General features: G+C 43.8%; 16 protein-coding genes. 4 read left to right on the top strand and 12 right to left on the bottom strand.

Annotated elements, in window-relative coordinates:
- On the top strand, positions 1–719 hold a 719-nt coding region (locus CKO50_RS06605; protein WP_255229447.1), incomplete at its 5' end, for a transposase.
- A gap of 258 nt (positions 720–977) precedes the next feature.
- On the opposite strand, the gene CKO50_RS06600 is transcribed toward CKO50_RS06605, so the two are convergent.
- The 6 genes from CKO50_RS06600 to rpsP form a co-directional block, all read right to left on the bottom strand.
- Positions 978–1,361 (bottom strand): hypothetical protein, encoded by a 384-nt coding sequence (locus CKO50_RS06600; protein WP_095727513.1) that lies wholly within the window; start codon positions 1,359–1,361, stop codon positions 978–980.
- Between the two features lie 301 nt (positions 1,362–1,662).
- Positions 1,663–2,811: a bifunctional chorismate mutase/prephenate dehydrogenase gene (gene tyrA / locus CKO50_RS06595; protein WP_095727512.1), complete on the bottom strand. Its 1,149-nt coding sequence runs from the start codon at positions 2,809–2,811 to the stop codon at positions 1,663–1,665.
- A 211-nt stretch (positions 2,812–3,022) separates the two neighbouring features.
- Positions 3,023–3,382: a 50S ribosomal protein L19 gene (gene rplS / locus CKO50_RS06590; RefSeq protein WP_017216162.1), complete on the bottom strand. Its 360-nt coding sequence runs from the start codon at positions 3,380–3,382 to the stop codon at positions 3,023–3,025.
- 33 nt (positions 3,383–3,415) lie between these two features.
- The gene (trmD, locus tag CKO50_RS06585; RefSeq protein ID WP_095727511.1) at positions 3,416–4,183 is read right to left on the bottom strand and encodes a tRNA (guanosine(37)-N1)-methyltransferase TrmD; all 768 of its coding nucleotides are present in this window, start codon (positions 4,181–4,183) and stop codon (positions 3,416–3,418) included.
- Positions 4,183–4,716 (bottom strand): ribosome maturation factor RimM, encoded by a 534-nt coding sequence (gene rimM / locus CKO50_RS06580; RefSeq protein WP_010371053.1) that lies wholly within the window; start codon positions 4,714–4,716, stop codon positions 4,183–4,185. Before rimM ends, trmD begins: the two co-directional genes overlap by 1 nt.
- Positions 4,717–4,733: 17 nt before the next feature.
- Positions 4,734–4,982: a 30S ribosomal protein S16 gene (gene rpsP, locus CKO50_RS06575; protein WP_010371051.1), complete on the bottom strand. Its 249-nt coding sequence runs from the start codon at positions 4,980–4,982 to the stop codon at positions 4,734–4,736.
- 252 nt (positions 4,983–5,234) lie between these two features.
- Between rpsP and CKO50_RS06570 the strand changes: the two genes are divergently transcribed.
- Complete coding sequence (locus CKO50_RS06570) at positions 5,235–6,893, top strand: tannase/feruloyl esterase family alpha/beta hydrolase (protein WP_095727510.1); 1,659 nt, start codon at positions 5,235–5,237, stop codon at positions 6,891–6,893.
- A gap of 60 nt (positions 6,894–6,953) precedes the next feature.
- Here CKO50_RS06570 and ffh read toward each other — a convergent pair whose 3' ends face one another.
- Positions 6,954–8,333: a signal recognition particle protein gene (ffh, locus tag CKO50_RS06565; RefSeq protein ID WP_010606686.1), complete on the bottom strand. Its 1,380-nt coding sequence runs from the start codon at positions 8,331–8,333 to the stop codon at positions 6,954–6,956.
- Between the two features lie 207 nt (positions 8,334–8,540).
- Here ffh and CKO50_RS06560 point away from each other — a divergent pair, with 207 nt between their 5' ends.
- Together CKO50_RS06560 and CKO50_RS06555 are read left to right on the top strand one after the other, a co-directional pair.
- The gene (locus CKO50_RS06560; RefSeq protein WP_095727509.1) at positions 8,541–9,347 is read left to right on the top strand and encodes an inner membrane protein YpjD; all 807 of its coding nucleotides are present in this window, start codon (positions 8,541–8,543) and stop codon (positions 9,345–9,347) included.
- Between the two features lie 68 nt (positions 9,348–9,415).
- Entirely contained in the window at positions 9,416–10,678 is a 1,263-nt protein-coding gene (locus CKO50_RS06555; RefSeq protein ID WP_095727508.1) for an HlyC/CorC family transporter, read from the top strand.
- Between the two features lie 267 nt (positions 10,679–10,945).
- Here CKO50_RS06555 and CKO50_RS06550 read toward each other — a convergent pair whose 3' ends face one another.
- The 5 genes from CKO50_RS06550 to pgeF all read right to left on the bottom strand — a co-directional run bounded on the left by CKO50_RS06550 (position 10,946) and on the right by pgeF (position 17,834).
- Positions 10,946–11,554 (bottom strand): transglycosylase SLT domain-containing protein, encoded by a 609-nt coding sequence (locus CKO50_RS06550; RefSeq protein WP_010606683.1) that lies wholly within the window; start codon positions 11,552–11,554, stop codon positions 10,946–10,948.
- Positions 11,555–11,684: 130 nt separating this feature from the next.
- Positions 11,685–13,262 (bottom strand): glutamate--cysteine ligase, encoded by a 1,578-nt coding sequence (gshA, locus tag CKO50_RS06545; protein WP_095727507.1) that lies wholly within the window; start codon positions 13,260–13,262, stop codon positions 11,685–11,687.
- 128 nt (positions 13,263–13,390) lie between these two features.
- Positions 13,391–14,326 carry an NADP-dependent oxidoreductase gene (locus CKO50_RS06540; protein WP_095727506.1) on the bottom strand — a complete coding sequence of 312 codons (936 nt, stop codon included), beginning with the start codon at positions 14,324–14,326 and terminating at the stop codon, positions 13,391–13,393.
- 127 nt (positions 14,327–14,453) lie between these two features.
- The gene (gene clpB / locus CKO50_RS06535) at positions 14,454–17,027 is read right to left on the bottom strand and encodes an ATP-dependent chaperone ClpB (RefSeq protein ID WP_095727505.1); all 2,574 of its coding nucleotides are present in this window, start codon (positions 17,025–17,027) and stop codon (positions 14,454–14,456) included.
- A gap of 90 nt (positions 17,028–17,117) precedes the next feature.
- A complete protein-coding gene (gene pgeF, locus CKO50_RS06530) occupies positions 17,118–17,834 on the bottom strand; it encodes a peptidoglycan editing factor PgeF (RefSeq protein ID WP_095727504.1) in 717 nt (238 codons plus the stop codon).

The following is a 17,834-nucleotide window of genomic DNA, read 5'->3' as shown; positions in this document are numbered from 1 at the left end:
GTCTGTCGGATGAAGCGATTGTGATACGGTGGCACAAGTTGTTTAAAGGCAATTGGATAAGCCAAAAGTATGTTGAAAATGAGCCACTCAGCGAGTCGGAACAATTGATACTCGATGAGCATGTCACCAAGTACAGAGAAAGACTCGCAGATATTAGCTGGTTTATGCGGGTACTTAACGAAGACATCGCCCGTCGAGCAAATAAAGAAGATAATTGTACAGGTCGGTTTTGGGAAGGACGATTCAAATCCCAAGCATTACTGGATGAAGCTGCACTGGCTGCTTGTTTGGCATATGTAGACTTAAACCCCATTAGAGCCAAAATCGCCGCAACGCCTGAAACCTCAGACTACACCAGTATCAAAAAACGCATCGACCATGCGAAGCTGGGAAAACAACCAAAAAGCCTACTACGCTTTGCAGGCAGCCCACGAAAACATATGCCTAAAGGCCTTCCTTTTGAACTCAAGTCCTATATTGAATTAGTTGAGCTCACGGGCCAGTGTATTCGAGCCGATAAACACGGTTATATCTTTGAGTCTCAGCCTATTCTCACTCGACTAAATATCGGACCGGAGAACTGGATAAAACTTACTACGCAATTTTCACGGGTATTTCACGGTGCAGTTGGTCGAGAGCGGACACTAACCGCTTACTGTGAAACACTGCAAAAACGACGACGGACAAACCTAACAAACTGCGAGCACTTGCTGGCTTAGTAAAACTCACATTCTCAACTCTAAATTTTTAACTGTTGTGTTTGCTGCGCGTTGTCGTGCGTGATAACCCTGTTCTTAGTGTAGAGGTACGCTTGGGCGCTAAAAGTAGCCATCGACAAACGTTTTGTCTCTTGCTTTAAGTGTTTCCGTACCTTTTAAGCTAAATTTACCAGAACACTATATTTTAAATTGAATAGTAATGGGTGTTATTTATTATTGGAATAGCAATAGGTGTCATTATTTATTATTTATTATTTATTATTTATTATTTAACGAATCCGATTTTACGGCCTTGTTAGTACTCACTTGCTTGTACCAATTCACTGCCAAATTACCCATTACAACTAAAGCACCAACACTTAAATAACCTAAAAATATTACAAAAGTGGCTGGAGTTATTTTTAAATCAAACCCACACGCTATAAGTAATAATATGTTTGCAAGAATACTAGAAACAAAAATCATTGTGCTTACTGAATTTACATTTTTAAGACGCTTAGCGGTAGCTTGAAGTGAAATTAAGGCAACAACAAACCAGTGGTGATTGGTATAAATTTCTTCCTTTGCAATAAAACTATAAATCATAGTAAAAACGAAACCGAGCATTGGTAACAAGGCAACCGAATTTAAAAATTTACTCATAATTCCCTCTCAAGTGCTAACAGCTCATTAGCATGAGTTCTTCAATATCTCTCTTATCCACAAGTAATGAAACAACAACTACCTAGCTAACTAACTTTATTTAATTATTTTAGTAAGTTACCAGTCAAAGGTTATAATTTCAACACACAAATCACTTGCTACATACGAGGGGGTTCTATCCGGGCCTTCTGTTGGCTCGTTAAGGTTATTTGTCGCCATAAATGGCGACCTACGTAAAATCGTGGCGTAAAGCCCCCCCACAACACTATTTACCCTGTGGTGTAGGAGGTATATCAAGACGCTAAATACTTTCCTCATAATCCAACACTTTAGCGTCATTGGCTTTGTTAAGCAGGCCTCGGCTTTGTGATAAGAAGTGTTTCGCGCTTTCTGAGAAATAATGTTTGGCTTGTGAGAAAGATCGCATTAGGCCTTCTTTATCGCCTTGTTGTAGCTTGGTCAATGTCTGCTCAAAGGTATCTTGATAGCTTGCCAATAACCCTTCTACATCATTAAATTGCGCGAGCATAATATCTGAATAAAGTTCAGGGGATTGCGCAAACAGCCGTCCCACCATCATCAGCTCTAATTGGTAGATGGGCGATGAGCAGCTTCTTAGCTCTTTTAATGAATGGCACTGCTTAGATAAGAACTGACCGTATACAAACGTAGTTAAGTGGCGCATCACCTGAATGATCTGCATGGATTGGTCGTGTTTTTTAGCGTCCATCGGTACCAACTGGCTGCCCCAGATCTTTAGTTGCTTGATTAATCCTTCACATTGCTTTGGCATACGTCCTTCGCACACCACAACAGTTTGTTTAACCCAATGAGATATATCTGGACCAAACATAGGGTGTAGACCGACCACAGGGCCGTTGTGCTTGTTCATTAGTACTTTGAGCGGGGCTTGCTTCACAGAGGTAATATCAGCAAGAATACAGTCATCAGGCAGCGTTGGTAGCGCATTAACAACCTGCTCAAAGGCATTGATAGGAACGCTCACCAGTACTAACTTAGCATCACTCAGTAACTCAGTAGCCTGTGATTGATTGTCTTTGTCTAAAATGCGTACTTCGTAGCCTGAGCGTCTAAACTGTTTCGCAAACAGTTTACCCATGGCACCTTGGCCACCGACAATAACAACCGGAGACATTTTTGGTGCGGCACAGGCAAGTTCACTTTGCTGGTTTTCGTAGGCTTCTCGCATCATACGACGCAGAATATCTTCGACTAAATCAGGGTTTACCCCTTTAGCATCCGCTTCTGCGCGCCGGGCTTTGATCAGCTCCGCTTCGCGCTTCGGCACATGTAGCGGTGCGCCCTTTTGCTGTTTTATTTTTCCAACCTGTTCGGTCAATGCTTTGCGCTTTGCAAGTAGCGCGACAAGCTCGCTATCACAATCATCTATTGCAACGCGTATTGCTTCTAAATCGTTAGCCCCATTCATGATGTAAACTTATATATACAGTAGTAAATTAAATAATACACCGAGTCTAACAAGAAGTACGCCGCTTTAAAAGTAAGCAACCATGAAAATATCGTGACAAGACGCCTGAGATGTCAGTGAGTATTCACAGAATGGAAATAATGAGAGGGATAAAACCAAAACAGGCCGCATAAAGCGGCCTGTTTTATCTGCATTTGATAAATGCGACGTATTAGTTAAGTTTCTCTTTAATACGTGCAGATTTACCAGAACGCTCACGTAGGTAGTAAAGCTTAGCGCGACGAACCGCACCACGACGCTTAACTGCTACGCTGCTGATAAGAGGGCTGTGCGTTTGGAATACACGCTCAACACCTTCACCGCTTGAAATCTTACGAACAGTGAAAGATGAGTGTAGACCACGGTTACGCTTAGCGATTACAACACCTTCAAAGGCCTGTAGACGCTCTTTGTTACCTTCTTTTACGCGTACCTGTACAACTACTGTATCACCAGCGCCGAACGCAGGTACGTCTTGCTTAAGCTGTTCAGCTTCAAGCTCTTTAATAATATTTTGGTTTACTTTTGCCATTTTATTTCTCACATTCCTAGGTGTAACTGTCTTCTAGCCACAAGCTTGGCCATTCTCTTGCTGAAATTCAGCAAGTAATGCCGCCTGCTCCTCAGTCAGAGCTAGGTTACGCAACAAGTCAGGACGACGTTGCCAAGTTCTACCCAAAGACTGCTTTAAGCGCCATTTGGCTATTTCTTGGTGGTTTCCGCTGAGTAATACAGCAGGCACCTGTTTATCATCCAATGTTTCCGGCCGAGTATAATGAGGACAATCCAACAAGCCATCCGAAAATGAATCTTGCTCTGCTGATTGATTATGACCTAACACACCTGGCACTAATCGCGCTACTGCATCGATTAATGTCATGGCCGGTAACTCACCACCACTCAGTATAAAATCGCCGATGGACCACTCTTCGTCTATATAAGACTCGATGATCCGCTCATCAATACCTTCATAACGACCCGCTACTAAAATCAACTTTTCAGATTGCGCCAATTCGGTCGCACCTTGTTGATCTAGCTTTCGCCCTTGAGGGGACATATAAATTACTTTAGCACCTTCTCCTGCTGCCGCTTTGGCATCAAGAATAGCTTTTTTAAGAGGCTCAACCATCATCAACATTCCCGGGCCACCACCATAAGGGCGGTCATCCACGGTTCTATGTTTATCAATGGCGTAGTCTCTCGGGTTCCAACAATTAAACTCAATCAAGCCGTTCTTCACAGCTCGACCCGTTACGCCTTGCTGAGTTATCGCATCAAACATATCAGGAAAAAGCGAAACCACTCCAACCCATAGCTTTTGCTGAACGCTCATTAAAACGCTGGATCCCAATCTACCGTAATTTTTCTCTCGTCATGATTAATATCCGAAATAACAGAGTCTGTTAAGAATGGAATTAATCTTTCCGATTGGCCAAATGCATCTTTTTTGTTTGCTTTCACAACCAAAACGTCATTTGAACCAGTCTCCATCAAGTCATCAACTATGCCTAAGTCGTAGCCTTTATCGGTTACTACTGACATGCCGATGAGATCTCGCCAATAAAACTCCCCTTCAGGTAATTCAGGAAGCTGCTCAGCATAAACAGCGATTTCAGCATTGGTATAAGCCACTGCTTCGTCTCTGTCGTTTACCTGTGCAAATTTAGCGATATATCCCTTGTTGTGACGACGCCAGTCGCTCACTTCAAGGTTTTGCCATTTACCTTGTTGCCCTATCAACCATGGGCTGAAATCGAAGATCCCTTGGGGATCGTCAGTAAATGAATGCACCTTAAGCCAACCCTTGATGCCATAAGGAGCACCAAGCTTACCAACAACGATTGTCGAGGTTTTACTTTGACTCATGGTTACACTTACGCCTATTAAGCCGCTTTACGAGCGTCTTTAACCAGCTTCGCAACACGATCTGAAAGAGCTGCACCTTGACCTACCCAGTGATCAACACGAGATAAATCTAAACGTACTTTTTCTTCCTGACCTGCAGCGATAGGGTTAAAGAAACCTACCTTCTCGATGAAACGACCGTCACGCGAGAAACGGCTATCCGCAACCACGATTTGATAGAATGGACGCTTTTTAGCGCCGCCACGTTGCAAACGAATAGTTACCATACCGTCCTCTACATAGATTGACTGTTTTCATTAATAAGTTTGTACTTCCCATTACGGGAAGCTCGGGCATTTTACGCATTTTCACGCGCAATGCAAGTTAATTCCATAGTTGATGCTTTATTAGGCCTTGCTAAAGAATTACTGCTGAAGTTTCACACGCCACATTCGTCTCAATATCGGTACGAAAAGTTGACTTTTCAGCAATACTGGAAAGTCGCCCCCCTGTTGTTTCATTATAAGGAGAGCACACATATGAACCAAATGTGGAAAGCAAAACGTTCAATTAAACACCTATTCCTAAGTATACCACTCATCTCTTTTACGCTCGTTGCTCCTTCAACACTGGCAGCAAGCAATGAAGAAATAACGGCTTGTAAACTGTTACGTTTTGGTGACTTCTCGCAGCTAGAGCAAGGTAATGCTGCAATGAGTATCACCAACGCAGAATATGTACCAAGCCAAACCCTAGATGCCGACACCGAACTCTGGACATATAAGTATAGTCGCCTATTAGGTGCACCTGTACCAAAAGGAACAAATTCTTTACCTGAACACTGTTTGGTTGAAGGCTATGCCGCACCGACGATACGTTTTCAGCTTAGGTTGCCAATGGACCAAGTTTGGAACCAACGTTTTTTACTCAATGCCTGTATGGGCTTTTGTGGCGAAGTATCGAACTACCCAACGATGGCTGGCGTTATGCGTAATTACGCGACCATGTCTCATGATGGCGGCCATACCGCTGCTGGATTCGATGGTTTGTGGGCTAAAAACAATGTGCCATTAAGAGAAGACTTCGCCTATAGAGCGAACCATGTGGTTGCTGTTGAAGCAAAAGCGGTTATTGAGCGCTTTTATAGTAAACAACTTACGTACTCATTTATATCGGGTTGTTCGAAGGGAGGCCATGCTGGGATAATGGCCGCAAAGCGTTACCCAAATGATTTTGATGGCGTGATTGCCAGAGGGCCGACGATTAATTACACCAAAGTCAACCTAATCAACTGCATGGATAATGCAAAAGCTATTTTGGATGAAAACGATAACGCACTGCTCGATGCAAGCTACACTGACTTTATTTCACAGGCCGTCATGCAAGCTTGTGACCATAAAGATGGCTTAGTTGATGGATTAATAAGCGACCCAAGACGCTGTGATTTTGACCCGCAAACGCTCCTGTGCAGCGACAACACCACGGGTAAATGCCTGACACCTCGCCAAGTTAACGTAATTAAGGACATATATGCACCATCCTACGACCAACAAGGCAACGTCATTTATGGTGGCCTACCCTATGGCTCCGAACCTGAATGGACAGGTTGGTTGTTCCCTGAAGCACCGTTTATCAAGCCTTATCACTATTATGCTGCAACCGAGTATTTAAAGTACTTGGCTTTTCCTCGAGAAAGATACAATCAAGGCAACTGGAGAGACTTTTCTTATAACAATGAGGTTGGCGAGCTTTCACCTATCTCAAGCTTTATGGACGCCGATCACCCTGATCTCACTGGATTTAAAAATAGCGGTGGCAAAATGATTGTATTACATGGATGGTCAGACGCTGCAATACCCGCATATGCAACTATTGATTGGTATGAGTCAGTTATCAACTATATGGGTAAAGACAACACCTACGACTTTACTCGGCTATTCTTGCCACCAGGATTGGTGCATTGTGGTATTGAGGGACCTGGCGCTGAAACCTTTGATGCCATCGCAGCGTTAGTGCATTGGCTTGATACAGGCATAGCACCGGATGCGCTTATGACGCAAAAAGAAGATCCGCAGGGCAATATTCTTTTCACTCGCCCTGTTTACCCCTATCCACAAGAAGCCCAGTACATTGGTACAGGCGACCCGAAAAAAGCAGAAAACTTTAGGCCAATAGTGCCCAATTTTAAGAATAACTAAGTAAACAAAAAGGCAAGCCTCATGGCTTGCCTTTCACATTATACAGACTATAAAACGGTGTTAGAACTTAGGCCCACCGCCACCGAACATGCCCGGCGGCATCATGCCTTTCATGTTCTTCATCATTTTCATCATGCCGCCTTTGCCTTTCATCTTCTTCATCATCTTCTGCATTTGGGTAAATTGCTTCAGCAACTTATTAATGTCTTGTACTTGCGTACCAGAACCCGCAGCGATACGCTTTTTACGCGAGCCTTTGATGATTTCAGGACGTGCACGCTCTTTTGGCGTCATTGAGCTTATGATGGCTTCCATTTGGTTAAAGGTCTTATCATTTACTTGACCTTTTACTGCATCCGGCAAGTTTGACATACCAGGCAGCTTTTCCATCATTGACATCATACCGCCCATGTTTTTCATCTGGCGCAGCTGCTCAGCAAAATCTTCCAGTGTAAAACCATCGCCTTTAAAGACCTTCTCAGCCACTTTTTGGGCTTTGTCTTTATCGACTTTCATTTCGACTTCTTCAATAAGCGACAGTACATCGCCCATACCGAGAATTCGAGATGCAACACGGTCAGGGTGGAATGGCTCTAAGGCATCCGTTCTTTCACCCACACCGATAAACTTAATGGGTTTACCAGTAATATGACGAATAGACAACGCCGCACCACCGCGCGCATCACCATCCGTTTTAGTTAAGATAACACCGCTGAGTGGCAGCGCTTCATCGAACGCTTTTGCTGTATTTGCAGCATCCTGACCTGTCATTGAGTCAACGACAAATAAGGTTTCGATTGGGTCAATCGCCGCGTGTAAATCTTTGATTTCGTCCATCATGTCTGCATCTACGTGCAAACGACCAGCGGTATCCACAAGCACCACATCAATGAACTTTTTCTTCGCGTGAGAAATAGCACCCGTTGCGATATCTACCGGTTTTTGTGAAATATCACTGGGGAAAAACTCGACGTCAACTTCAGCGGCTAACGTTTCAAGCTGTTTGATAGCCGCTGGACGATAAACGTCAGCACTCACCACCAACACAGATTTCTTTTTGCGCTCTTTGAGGAATTTAGCCAGCTTACCAACACTGGTGGTTTTACCCGCACCTTGAAGACCTGCCATCATGACGACAGCTGGCGGCTGCGCGTTTAGGTTTAGCTCTTCGTTAGCCTCACCCATCGACTTTTCAAGTTCTTCACGAACAATCTTGATGAAAACCTGGCCTGGGCTCAGACTCTTTGTGACTTCTACACCAACCGCGCGTTCTTTTACTTGTTTTACAAAGTCGCGCACAACCGGCAAGGCAACGTCAGCCTCAAGCAATGCCATGCGTACTTCACGGAGTGTTTCTTTAATATTGTCTTCAGTTAGTCGGCCACGGCCACTGATGTTTTTAAGCGTTTTTCCTAAACGCTCTTGGAGGTTTTCAAACATGTATCGGTTCCAAAATCTCGAAATTGTCGGGCATTATACTGATATGCGAGCTACTAATACAGTATTCAAGCAGATTGTTCTGCTTTTTACGCTTTCGTTGAACGAAAATAAGAATAAGTTAACGGATTGAAATAAAACCCTATGCAAGCGCAGAGGCTTTAAATACAATAGCTAGAAAAGGAAAGCAAAAATTAGGCACTTATTTTTATGTTGATTATTAGCTTGTCATTAATCGCCTGTCTCTTTTACATCATGGCCACCAGCCATGTTTTATCGCGCTTATTTGACAAACAAGGTCCAGATCAAAAGAAAACCTTAATATTAAGCACTGTCGCCATTTTGACTCATATGCTAGTGTTGGTGAATTCAGTGTTTACGCACCAAGGACAAGATCTCAGTACCGTCAACGTTGCCTTGTTAACCTGTTGGGTTATCGTTGTTTCTGTAACGACTGTATCTCTACGCTTCCCTGCAACATTATTGCTGCCCGTGGTGTATGGCTTCGCGGCTATTTTGTTATTAGCAAGCCTATTTATTCCACACCACATTATTATGCATACGATAAACATAGATGTTGGCCTCGTTTTACATATTTCACTTTCTTTGTTGGCTTACTGCGTACTTATCATCGCCACGCTCTACGCCATTCAATTTATGTTTATTGATAAACGCTTAAAACAACGGGATTTGGCGATTATGACCAGCCATCTACCGCCACTTATGCAAGTAGAAAGGCAGCTTTATCAGCTGTTATTTGTAGGCACAGGTTTATTAACGCTGGCATTAGCATCCGGTTTTTACTTTTTAGACGGTATGTTCGCTAAAGAGACTATTCACAAAACCATTTTATCTATCGTTGCATGGCTTATCTATGTCGTCGTCGCCTTCGGGCATAGGCAGTTTGGCTGGCGCGGTAAGTCTGTGGTGATTTCCATCATAGCGGCTTCTGGCATCGTGACTTTAGGTTACTTTGGCAGTCGCTTTATACAAGAAGTGATTTTAGGCAGGTTTTAAACTTTAACTTGACTATCGTAACTCACTAACGCTTAATACTCTTTCGTAAGTAAAAAAGGGATCCACTGTTGGAAGACATATCGACCAGCGCCTTGTTTATCATACTCGGCGTGCTCATTTTGATGTCGGCTTATTTTTCTAGTTCAGAAACCGGTATCATGTCAATCAACCGTATTCGTCTACGCCATCTTGAAAAAGAAAATCACCGTGGTGCGAAGCGTGTAAGTAACCTCCTTAACCGTCCTGACAGACTGATTGGTCTGATCCTGATCGGAAATAACCTCGTCAATATTGCCGCTGCGCAAGTTGCAACTATCATCGGATTACGTTTGTATGGCGATATGGGTATCGCAGTTGCTACCTTTGGTCTCACACTTGTGGTCCTGATCTTCGCTGAAGTCACACCTAAAACTCTTGCGGCTTTATATCCTGAGAAAGTCGCTTTCCCAAGCTCTGTAATCCTAAAAGTATTGTTGAAGGTCTTGTTTCCTTTGGTTGTCGCGACTAACTGGATCACCAATGGTATGTTGCGTTTGGTCGGGATCACACCACAAGAGATTGAAGAGCACAGCCTAAGTAAAGAAGAATTAAAAACCGTGGTAAATGAGTCAAGCGCTATGCTGCCCTCAAACCACCAAAATATGCTCACTTCTATCTTAGACTTGGATCACGTGACCGTAGAAGACATTATGATCCCACGCAGTGAAATCAATGCGATAGATATCAATGACGAGTGGAAAGATATTGCTCGCCAGCTCACGAATGCGCAGCACACCCGAGTGCTACTTTACCGTGACCAAATTGATGATGCGGTTGGTTTTATTCACGCTCGTGATGCGCTACGCCTACTGACAAAAGAGCAGTTTGATAAGCCGTCACTACTGCGTGCGGTAAGAGAAATTTATTATGTACCAGAGAATACCTCACTCAATACACAGCTGATCAAATTCCAAGAAGCCAAAGAACGTATTGGTCTTGTTGTTGACGAGTATGGTGACATTCAAGGTCTGGTTACGCTTGAAGATATTCTTGAAGAAGTCGTTGGTGACTTTACCACCACGCAGACGCGTGCGCCGAGTGAAGACGTAAATATGCAGCGTGATGGCTCAGTTATGGTTGACGGCAGTGTAAACGTGCGTGACTTAAATAAAGAAATGAGTTGGGACTTACCTACCGAAGGTCCTAAAACTCTCAGCGGTCTGATTGTAGAGCACCTTGAAGATATTCCAGATGCGCCTCTTGGCTTAACGATTTCTGGTTATAAGATGGAAGTCATTGAGATTAAAGAAAACATGATCAAGATGGTGAAAATTTCTTCTACTACCAATTAGCTTGATTAAGTGGTCTATTTTGAGGCAAGAAAATCTTGTCGATAACACCGCTACCGCGTCCTGCTATCGCCAAGGTACCTACATCCATATAGGCAAGGCAATAATTTTACTATTTAGTTGTTCTAAATGAGAAATTTTTAACGCTGTTAGCGTCAGATTTGATCTTTCAAATTGAGCAAGTATTAAGACTAATTGGTATAACTCTTAAGCGAGTAAAAGCTAAACTCTAAACTCAATTGCGGTGTTGAAAGTAACACCGCAATTTACTCAAGAAAAAATTCTCTCGAACCAGTTCTTATCTAAATCATCTTCACAGCGTTTAAGTTGAACGGCATAGCGCGCAGCACGATGCTTTACCTTATTTGCGACTTGCATTAACCATTTCTTATTTTTATAAGTACCACGACGATAACCACCCCAGCCTTCATGATAATTGAGGTATTGTGCGTAAGCGTCCCATTTAGACACGCCGTTTACCTTGTGAGTCTTGTATACGAACCAAGCCATAAAGTCGATGGCGTCTTCAAAGTCATCGCGATCTGCACCTGAGTTTCCAGTTTCACGAATATAATCAGACCAGGTCGGAGTTTTGGCTTGAGAGTAGCCATAAGCAGAGCTCACTCTGCCAACAGGAATAAACCACAGGAAATACTCCATCGGAGGAGCCGCATCATGCCGAAAAGAACTTTCTTGATACATCATGCTCATCAGTACATGCTTTGGTGAACCCCATTTTTCTTGAGCATCACGAGCATCATAATACCAATCTTCTTTTTCCTCAAAAATCTTACAAATATCATGAGGTTGTTTAGGTGGTGCAGTAGCACATCCGGATAAAACAGCAACGAGGCTAATTAAAATTAATTTTTTTTGCATTTTTTTCGAAACCTAATGAACTTTTACAATTTGCATTGGTCTGAACTTATGAATGCAGCAGTTTAGCATTGTTTCATCCCTGAAATTTATTTGCGCAGCCTTATGGCTGCGCTTTTTTATGCCTTGTGCATTATGCCCTTGAAAAATAATCGTCAAGGAAAGCCGTGAAGTCTACCGTATCCTCAGCTCTAACCGCAGCCTCATCTTCGAAAGACTGACGTGCAAATGACTTCAGTGTATCTTCATCGTAATAGCCGTATTTGATATCTTGATGAAGTTGCTTATATTTTTTCGCAAGTTCAATGCCCATTGAGCCTTGCTCTAAGGTACGACTCTTCAGTTGAGATAGCAACTGCCCAGAAAAAGTAAGTGCAGGCGTTTCAATTGACAACATTAATTTTTCCACCGTCGCCACATAGACTGATTTTTCGGTACTCGCATCTAACATTTTTGCGACTTTGAGTAAGTCTGTAAAAATCTCTGTGCCCCACTGCTTCACACTCACAGGCTCACCCGCTTTACTTAGTTCAAGTGCTGTGCAGCGACCTTGGTTAACCACCTGATGTAAATTCTTACCAGCGAGCTTCTGCGCTTCAAACGAAAGTTCAGGGCTTGGCTTTAGCAAACAGTAGGTTAAGAACACATCGAGGAAGTGGATTTGTTCAAGACTCACACCGGTATGCTCGAATGGGTTAACATCCAGCGCACGAATTTCGATATACTCGATACCACCACGTTCAAGTGCCTGAGTCGGCGTTTCACCAGACTTGGCGTTGCGTTTTGGTCTAATTGGCGAGTAGAACTCATTTTCAATTTGTAAAATGTTGCGATTTAGCTGTTTTGGCTCCGCCGCCCGGTAATCTGGAATTTCATGATATAAGTCGGAGCGGCAACGAATGGCTTGTCGCAAACCTGCAATATACTCATCCAGATCGTTATACATCACCTTAAGCGAACTTTGTGCGCTATTGGTATAACCTAAATCACCCAGTCTAAGTGCGGTGCCATATTCAAGGTAGATGGAACCATTTTCTAACTTACTAAATGGCAAGTCGCTCTTTTTGCCTTGCAAAAATGACGGACAAAGCGCAGGAGATGCGCCAAACAGGTAGCTTATCAGCCACATTTCACGTTTGAAATTACGAATTAGGCCTAAATACTGCTGGGAGATAAATGATTGCTGAGGTTTATCATTTTCAGACATCAGTTGCAGACTTTGCCATACGGTCTCTGGAAACGAAATATTGAAGTGCACACCAGCAATGGCTTGCATCATACTGCCATAACGGTTTTTCAGCCCTTCACGATATAGCGTTTTCATTTTGCCGATATTAGAAGTGCCAAACTGCGCTAGCACAATGTCTTCTTCATCCTCAATAAAACACGGCATCGACAAAGGCCACAGTAACTCGTCACCCATGCTAGCCAAAGTAAACTTCTGTAGATCAGAAAGTTGCGCTAATGTCTCTTGTGGGTCCTCACTCACTGGAGTGATAAATTCGAGTAGCGACTCAGAAAAATCAGTGGTGATATGACCATTGGTCAGTGCGTGGCCCGTCTTTTCTGGATGCGGTGTTTTCGCTATTTTTCCCGACCCTTGGATCCGCAATGCCTCACGTTCGATACCTCTTTTGATACCTTTGAAAACGCCGCGATGCGCGCCGTCAGACAATAAGTCCAGCTTAGTGTTTAAGTCTAATTGTTTCAAAAATTCTTCCTCGAACCTACAGGCCAATTTCAAGTTTATGGGGTCGAAACCAAATTATACCAAGTGTATTCATCAAATGAGTGATTTAAACCGAGCAATCAATTTAAATATGGCTACTTTTAGTACACTTAGGCCTTAATAATAACTTTGCCAACATGCTTACCACTTTCCATACAGTGATGAGCCTGCGCAATATCCGCCATCGCAAAGTAATGACTTACGTTGATGCTGATTTTGCCAGCTTGGTACGCCTGATACAAATATTTAAGATCGTCTAAATTACTCGCAACCAGCATACCTTCAGCCCTTACACCCCTTGTCGTAGCTCGCTCACAGACCATTTCTTTGGTGACGCTGGGAATAGTCACTAGGTGCGAATTCGGCTTCATCGAGTCGACACACTGTAATGCAATATCGCCACCAATTAAGTCCAGTAAATCGCACTCAACTTGGTGCTGATAAAATTCGTCATAACTTATTGCCGCTACCTTGAGCTTCGACAACAATTCGTGCTCAGGGCGGGTCGAGACCGCGATAACTTTTCGCCCTTGGAGCTGTGCTAGTTGAATTGCTAAATGCCCCACGCCACCAGTTGGTGCCAATACATATAATGGACGATCACGATTAGAGAATTTATCTAACGCTTGTTTTGCCGTAAGACCCGCAAGACAAAGACCTGCAATATCTGGACTTTCTTGCAAAGAAACCTTGATGAGTTCTGACTCAAGCGCCACTACATAATCACTATAGGTTCCGGGGTTACTTGCAAACCCAATCATACCGATGATAGGGTCGCCTACTTTAAATTGGCTATCTGGGCCATAAACCTCAACCACCTCACCATACAGATCGTATCCGAGCGGCAAAAAGGCATCTGCGCTTTTTTGCGCTGCAACATAACCAAGACCTTGCCTGGTTTTCACTTCAATAGGATTTATGCTGGTACTGTTTATTTTTATGCGCACTTGGCCTGAACTAAGCGCTGGCAAAGAAATGGTGGTGCTACACAGTTGATTGCTATCACCAAATTCGTAAATACCGTAAGTGGTTGCGTTATTTATCATATGCGGCTTTCTTAGAAGACAGTTTGTTATCTTTGTAGAATACGCGAAAGGGTAAAGAGTTTGAAGAAATTTACAGTATGGGAAGGAAAAACGCTCTTACAGCATGCTGTAAGAGCGTTTTTCCATATTAGTGATTGAACACTATCTGGTCGTCAACAACCTCGACTTTAATGGTATCGCCAGTCACAAACTTACCTTGTAACAAGTCCTGCGCCAACGGGTTTTCAATGTATTGTTGCACTGCTCGTTTTAGAGGACGAGCACCATATACAGGATCAAATCCGCTTGCAGCGATTTTATCAAGCGCGGCGTCACTGAGCTCAAGCGCAAACCCTCTTTCAGTCAAGCGTTTACTTAATCTGTCTAACTGGATACTCGCAATTTCTTTAATATGTTCATTGATAAGCGGGTGGAACACCACAGTTTCATCAATGCGGTTAATAAACTCAGGTCTAAACTGACTAGCGAGCACGGCCATAACACGCTCTTTGAGTGCTGCGTAGTCGTTATTTCCTGCCTGCTCTTGAATGACATCCGACCCTAAGTTCGAGGTCATAATGATCACCGCATTTTTAAAATCAACCGTGCGACCTTGGCCGTCGGTCAAGCGGCCATCGTCCAAGACTTGCAATAAGATGTTAAATACATCTGGATGCGCTTTTTCCACTTCATCAAGCAAAATCACAGAATAAGGGCGACGCCTTACCGCTTCTGTCAAATAGCCACCTTCTTCGTAGCCAACATAGCCAGGAGGTGCGCCAACCAAGCGCGCAACTGAGTGCTTTTCCATAAATTCGGACATATCAATGCGCACCATGGCATCTTCCGTATCAAACATAAAGTTGGCCAATGCTTTGGTCAGCTCCGTTTTGCCCACCCCTGTTGGACCTAAGAACAAGAACGAACCAATTGGGCGGTTAGGGTCCGCAAGCCCCGCCCGCGAGCGACGGATAGCGTTGGCAACCGCATTAACGGCTTCGTCTTGACCAATCACTTTTTTATGGAGCTCGTCTTCCATTTGCAGTAACTTTTCACGCTCACCTTGAAGCATTTTTGCGACCGGGATCCCAGTCCAGCGAGATAAAATTTCTGCAATTTCATCTTCACCGACCTGATTTTTTAAAAGGCTCATTTCCTGCATTTCAGCCTGAGAAGCAAGGTCTAGTTTTCGCTCAAGCTCAGGGATCCGACCATATTGTAGTTCGGACATGCGTTGCAAGTCACTTGCTCGACGCGCGACTTCTAGATCTAAACGCGCTTGCTCAAGCTCAGCCTTAATCACTTGTGTGCCTTGTAGTGAGGCTTTTTCGGCATTCCACACCTCATCAAGCTCACGATACTCAGCTTCTAATTCATTGATGAGCGTTTGCATCTCAGTGCGACGCTTTTGACTCGCTTCATCTTTCTCTTTTGCCAGCGCGTTATCTTCCAATTTTAGTTGGATGATACGGCGCTCTAGTCTGTCTAATTGCTCCGGTTTTGAGTCAATTTGCAGCCGAATTGAAGACCCTGCCTCGTCTATCAAATCGATAGCTTTATCTGGAAGCTGCCGATCTGAGATATAACGATGTGATAAATTAGCCGCAGCGACAATCGCGGGATCGGTAATATCCACCGAGTGGTGCAATTCGTAACGCTCTTTTAAGCCACGTAGAATCGCGATGGTGTCCTCTACGGTTGGCTCTGCAACAAATACTTTTTGGAAACGACGCTCAAGTGCAGCGTCTTTCTCAATATACTGACGATACTCATCAAGTGTGGTTGCCCCCACGCAATGAAGCTCCCCACGGGCTAGTGCGGGTTTTAGCATGTTGCCCGCATCCATTGCGCCGTCAGTTTTGCCCGCGCCTACCATGGTATGGATTTCGTCAATAAAGAGGATGACTTGGCCTTCTTCTTTAGCCAGCTCGTTTAATACCGACTTTAGGCGCTCTTCGAATTCACCACGGTATTTGGCTCCAGCCACCAACGCACCCATGTCTAGCGATAGTACGCGCTTACTTTTCAAGCCTTCAGGAACTTCACCGTTGATAATACGCTGCGCGAGCCCTTCAACGATGGCGGTTTTACCAACGCCCGGTTCACCGATAAGTACAGGGTTGTTTTTAGTGCGGCGCTGTAGTACCTGAATAGTGCGGCGAATTTCGTCATCACGGCCAATAACCGGATCTAGCTTGCCTTGCTCTGCACGCTCAGTGAGATCGATGGTAAATTTCTCAAGTGCTTGGCGAGTGTCTTCGGCATTAGGGTCATCCACTTTTTGACCGCCTCGAATAGCCTTAATAGCTTGCTCAATCTTTGGCTGAGTGATGTTAAGCGCTTTGAAAATCTCGCCTAACGGGCCTTTATCTTCGCACGCGGCAAAAACAAATAACTCGCTAGAGATATATTTGTCTTTACGCTTTTGTGCATATTTATCACACAGATTGATCAGTGAAATAAGGTTATTTGAAAGCTGTACATCACCACCTACGCCTTCTACTTTAAATAACTTTTCAATGGCTTGTGACAGCTTAGTATTAAGCTCGTCGGCACTCACGCCAGCTTGTGCTAATAATGCGCGCACACTTGAGCCGCTCTGCTGGAGCAGAGCATACATTAAATGAACAGGTTCAATAAATTGATGATCGCGCCCAAGCGCTAATGACTGCGCATCGGAAAGCGCAGCTTGGAATTTGCTTGTAAATCTATCTAAACGCATGATTTATTTACCCATATAAAATATCGAATTACCTTATTTATGGGTATTAACTGAACGAAGTTCAAGCGTAAAAGTAATAATTTACCCTGATTATTTGCGCCAAATCAAAGTTGCCATACGGCCCGTTGTTTTATCTCTACGATAGGAAAAATACTGCTCGGGCATAGTTACTGTACAGTGTTTATCGCCGTAAAAATTTTTTACACCTTGATCGCATAGTAACGATTGTGCAAGCTCGAAAATATCCGCAAGATATTTACCGTCTTTTTTGGCAACAAATGCCGTATTTCGTTGTGCCTCAAAAGCCTGAACTACGTCTTCACCTACCTCGAAGGCGCTAGGGCCAATCGCAGGGCCAAACCATACACAGATCTCTTCTGGTGCACAGTTAAATTTAGCCAGAGTTTGCGAGATAATTCCAGCCGCAAGAGGCTTCCAACCACCATGGATAGCGGCCACCTCTTCACCATCTTTTGATGCAAGCAGAATGGGTAAGCAGTCTGCTGTCATGATAGCCAGTGGTGTTTGACGCAAGCGAGTGTATAATGCATCGGCTTGATGGACTTGCGCGATTTCAAACTGCTCGTCGACCACCACCACTTCTGCGCCATGTACTTGCTCAAGCCATACAATCGGGTTGGCCACATAACCATGTAAAATTCGACGGTTTTCGGCTACCTGTTCAGCATTATCACCAACATGAAAGGCTAGATTGAAGCTATCATACGGCGGTGCTGAAACACCGCCCTTGCGCGTTGTTGATAATGTCCCAACGAATTGGGTTAATGGCCACTGAGCGAGTTGCAT

Source organism: Pseudoalteromonas sp. HM-SA03, from assembly GCF_002289345.1.
Classification (GTDB): Bacteria; Pseudomonadota; Gammaproteobacteria; order Enterobacterales; family Alteromonadaceae; genus Pseudoalteromonas.
The sequence above is the reverse complement of the archived record's forward strand: the minus strand, read 5'-3'. Positions and strand labels throughout refer to the sequence as shown.

Bases quoted from the DNA above. Each gene is read 5' to 3' on its own strand.
- CKO50_RS06600 (WP_095727513.1), bottom strand. From the start codon at position 1,361: ATGAGTAAATTTTTAAATTCGGTTGCCTTGTTACCAATGCTCGGTTTC.
- tyrA (WP_095727512.1), bottom strand. From the start codon at position 2,811: ATGAATGGGGCTAACGATTTAGAAGCAATACGCGTTGCAATAGATGAT.
- rplS (WP_017216162.1), bottom strand. From the start codon at position 3,382: ATGGCAAAAGTAAACCAAAATATTATTAAAGAGCTTGAAGCTGAACAG.
- trmD (WP_095727511.1), bottom strand. From the start codon at position 4,183: ATGAGCGTTCAGCAAAAGCTATGGGTTGGAGTGGTTTCGCTTTTTCCT.
- rimM (WP_010371053.1), bottom strand. From the start codon at position 4,716: ATGAGTCAAAGTAAAACCTCGACAATCGTTGTTGGTAAGCTTGGTGCT.
- rpsP (WP_010371051.1), bottom strand. From the start codon at position 4,982: ATGGTAACTATTCGTTTGCAACGTGGCGGCGCTAAAAAGCGTCCATTC.
- CKO50_RS06570 (WP_095727510.1), top strand. From the start codon at position 5,235: ATGAACCAAATGTGGAAAGCAAAACGTTCAATTAAACACCTATTCCTA.
- ffh (WP_010606686.1), bottom strand. From the start codon at position 8,333: ATGTTTGAAAACCTCCAAGAGCGTTTAGGAAAAACGCTTAAAAACATC.
- CKO50_RS06560 (WP_095727509.1), top strand. From the start codon at position 8,541: ATGTTGATTATTAGCTTGTCATTAATCGCCTGTCTCTTTTACATCATG.
- CKO50_RS06550 (WP_010606683.1), bottom strand. From the start codon at position 11,554: ATGCAAAAAAAATTAATTTTAATTAGCCTCGTTGCTGTTTTATCCGGA.
- CKO50_RS06540 (WP_095727506.1), bottom strand. From the start codon at position 14,326: ATGATAAATAACGCAACCACTTACGGTATTTACGAATTTGGTGATAGC.
- clpB (WP_095727505.1), bottom strand. From the start codon at position 17,027: ATGCGTTTAGATAGATTTACAAGCAAATTCCAAGCTGCGCTTTCCGAT.
- pgeF (WP_095727504.1), bottom strand. From the start codon at position 17,834: ATGCAACTCGCTCAGTGGCCATTAACCCAATTCGTTGGGACATTATCA.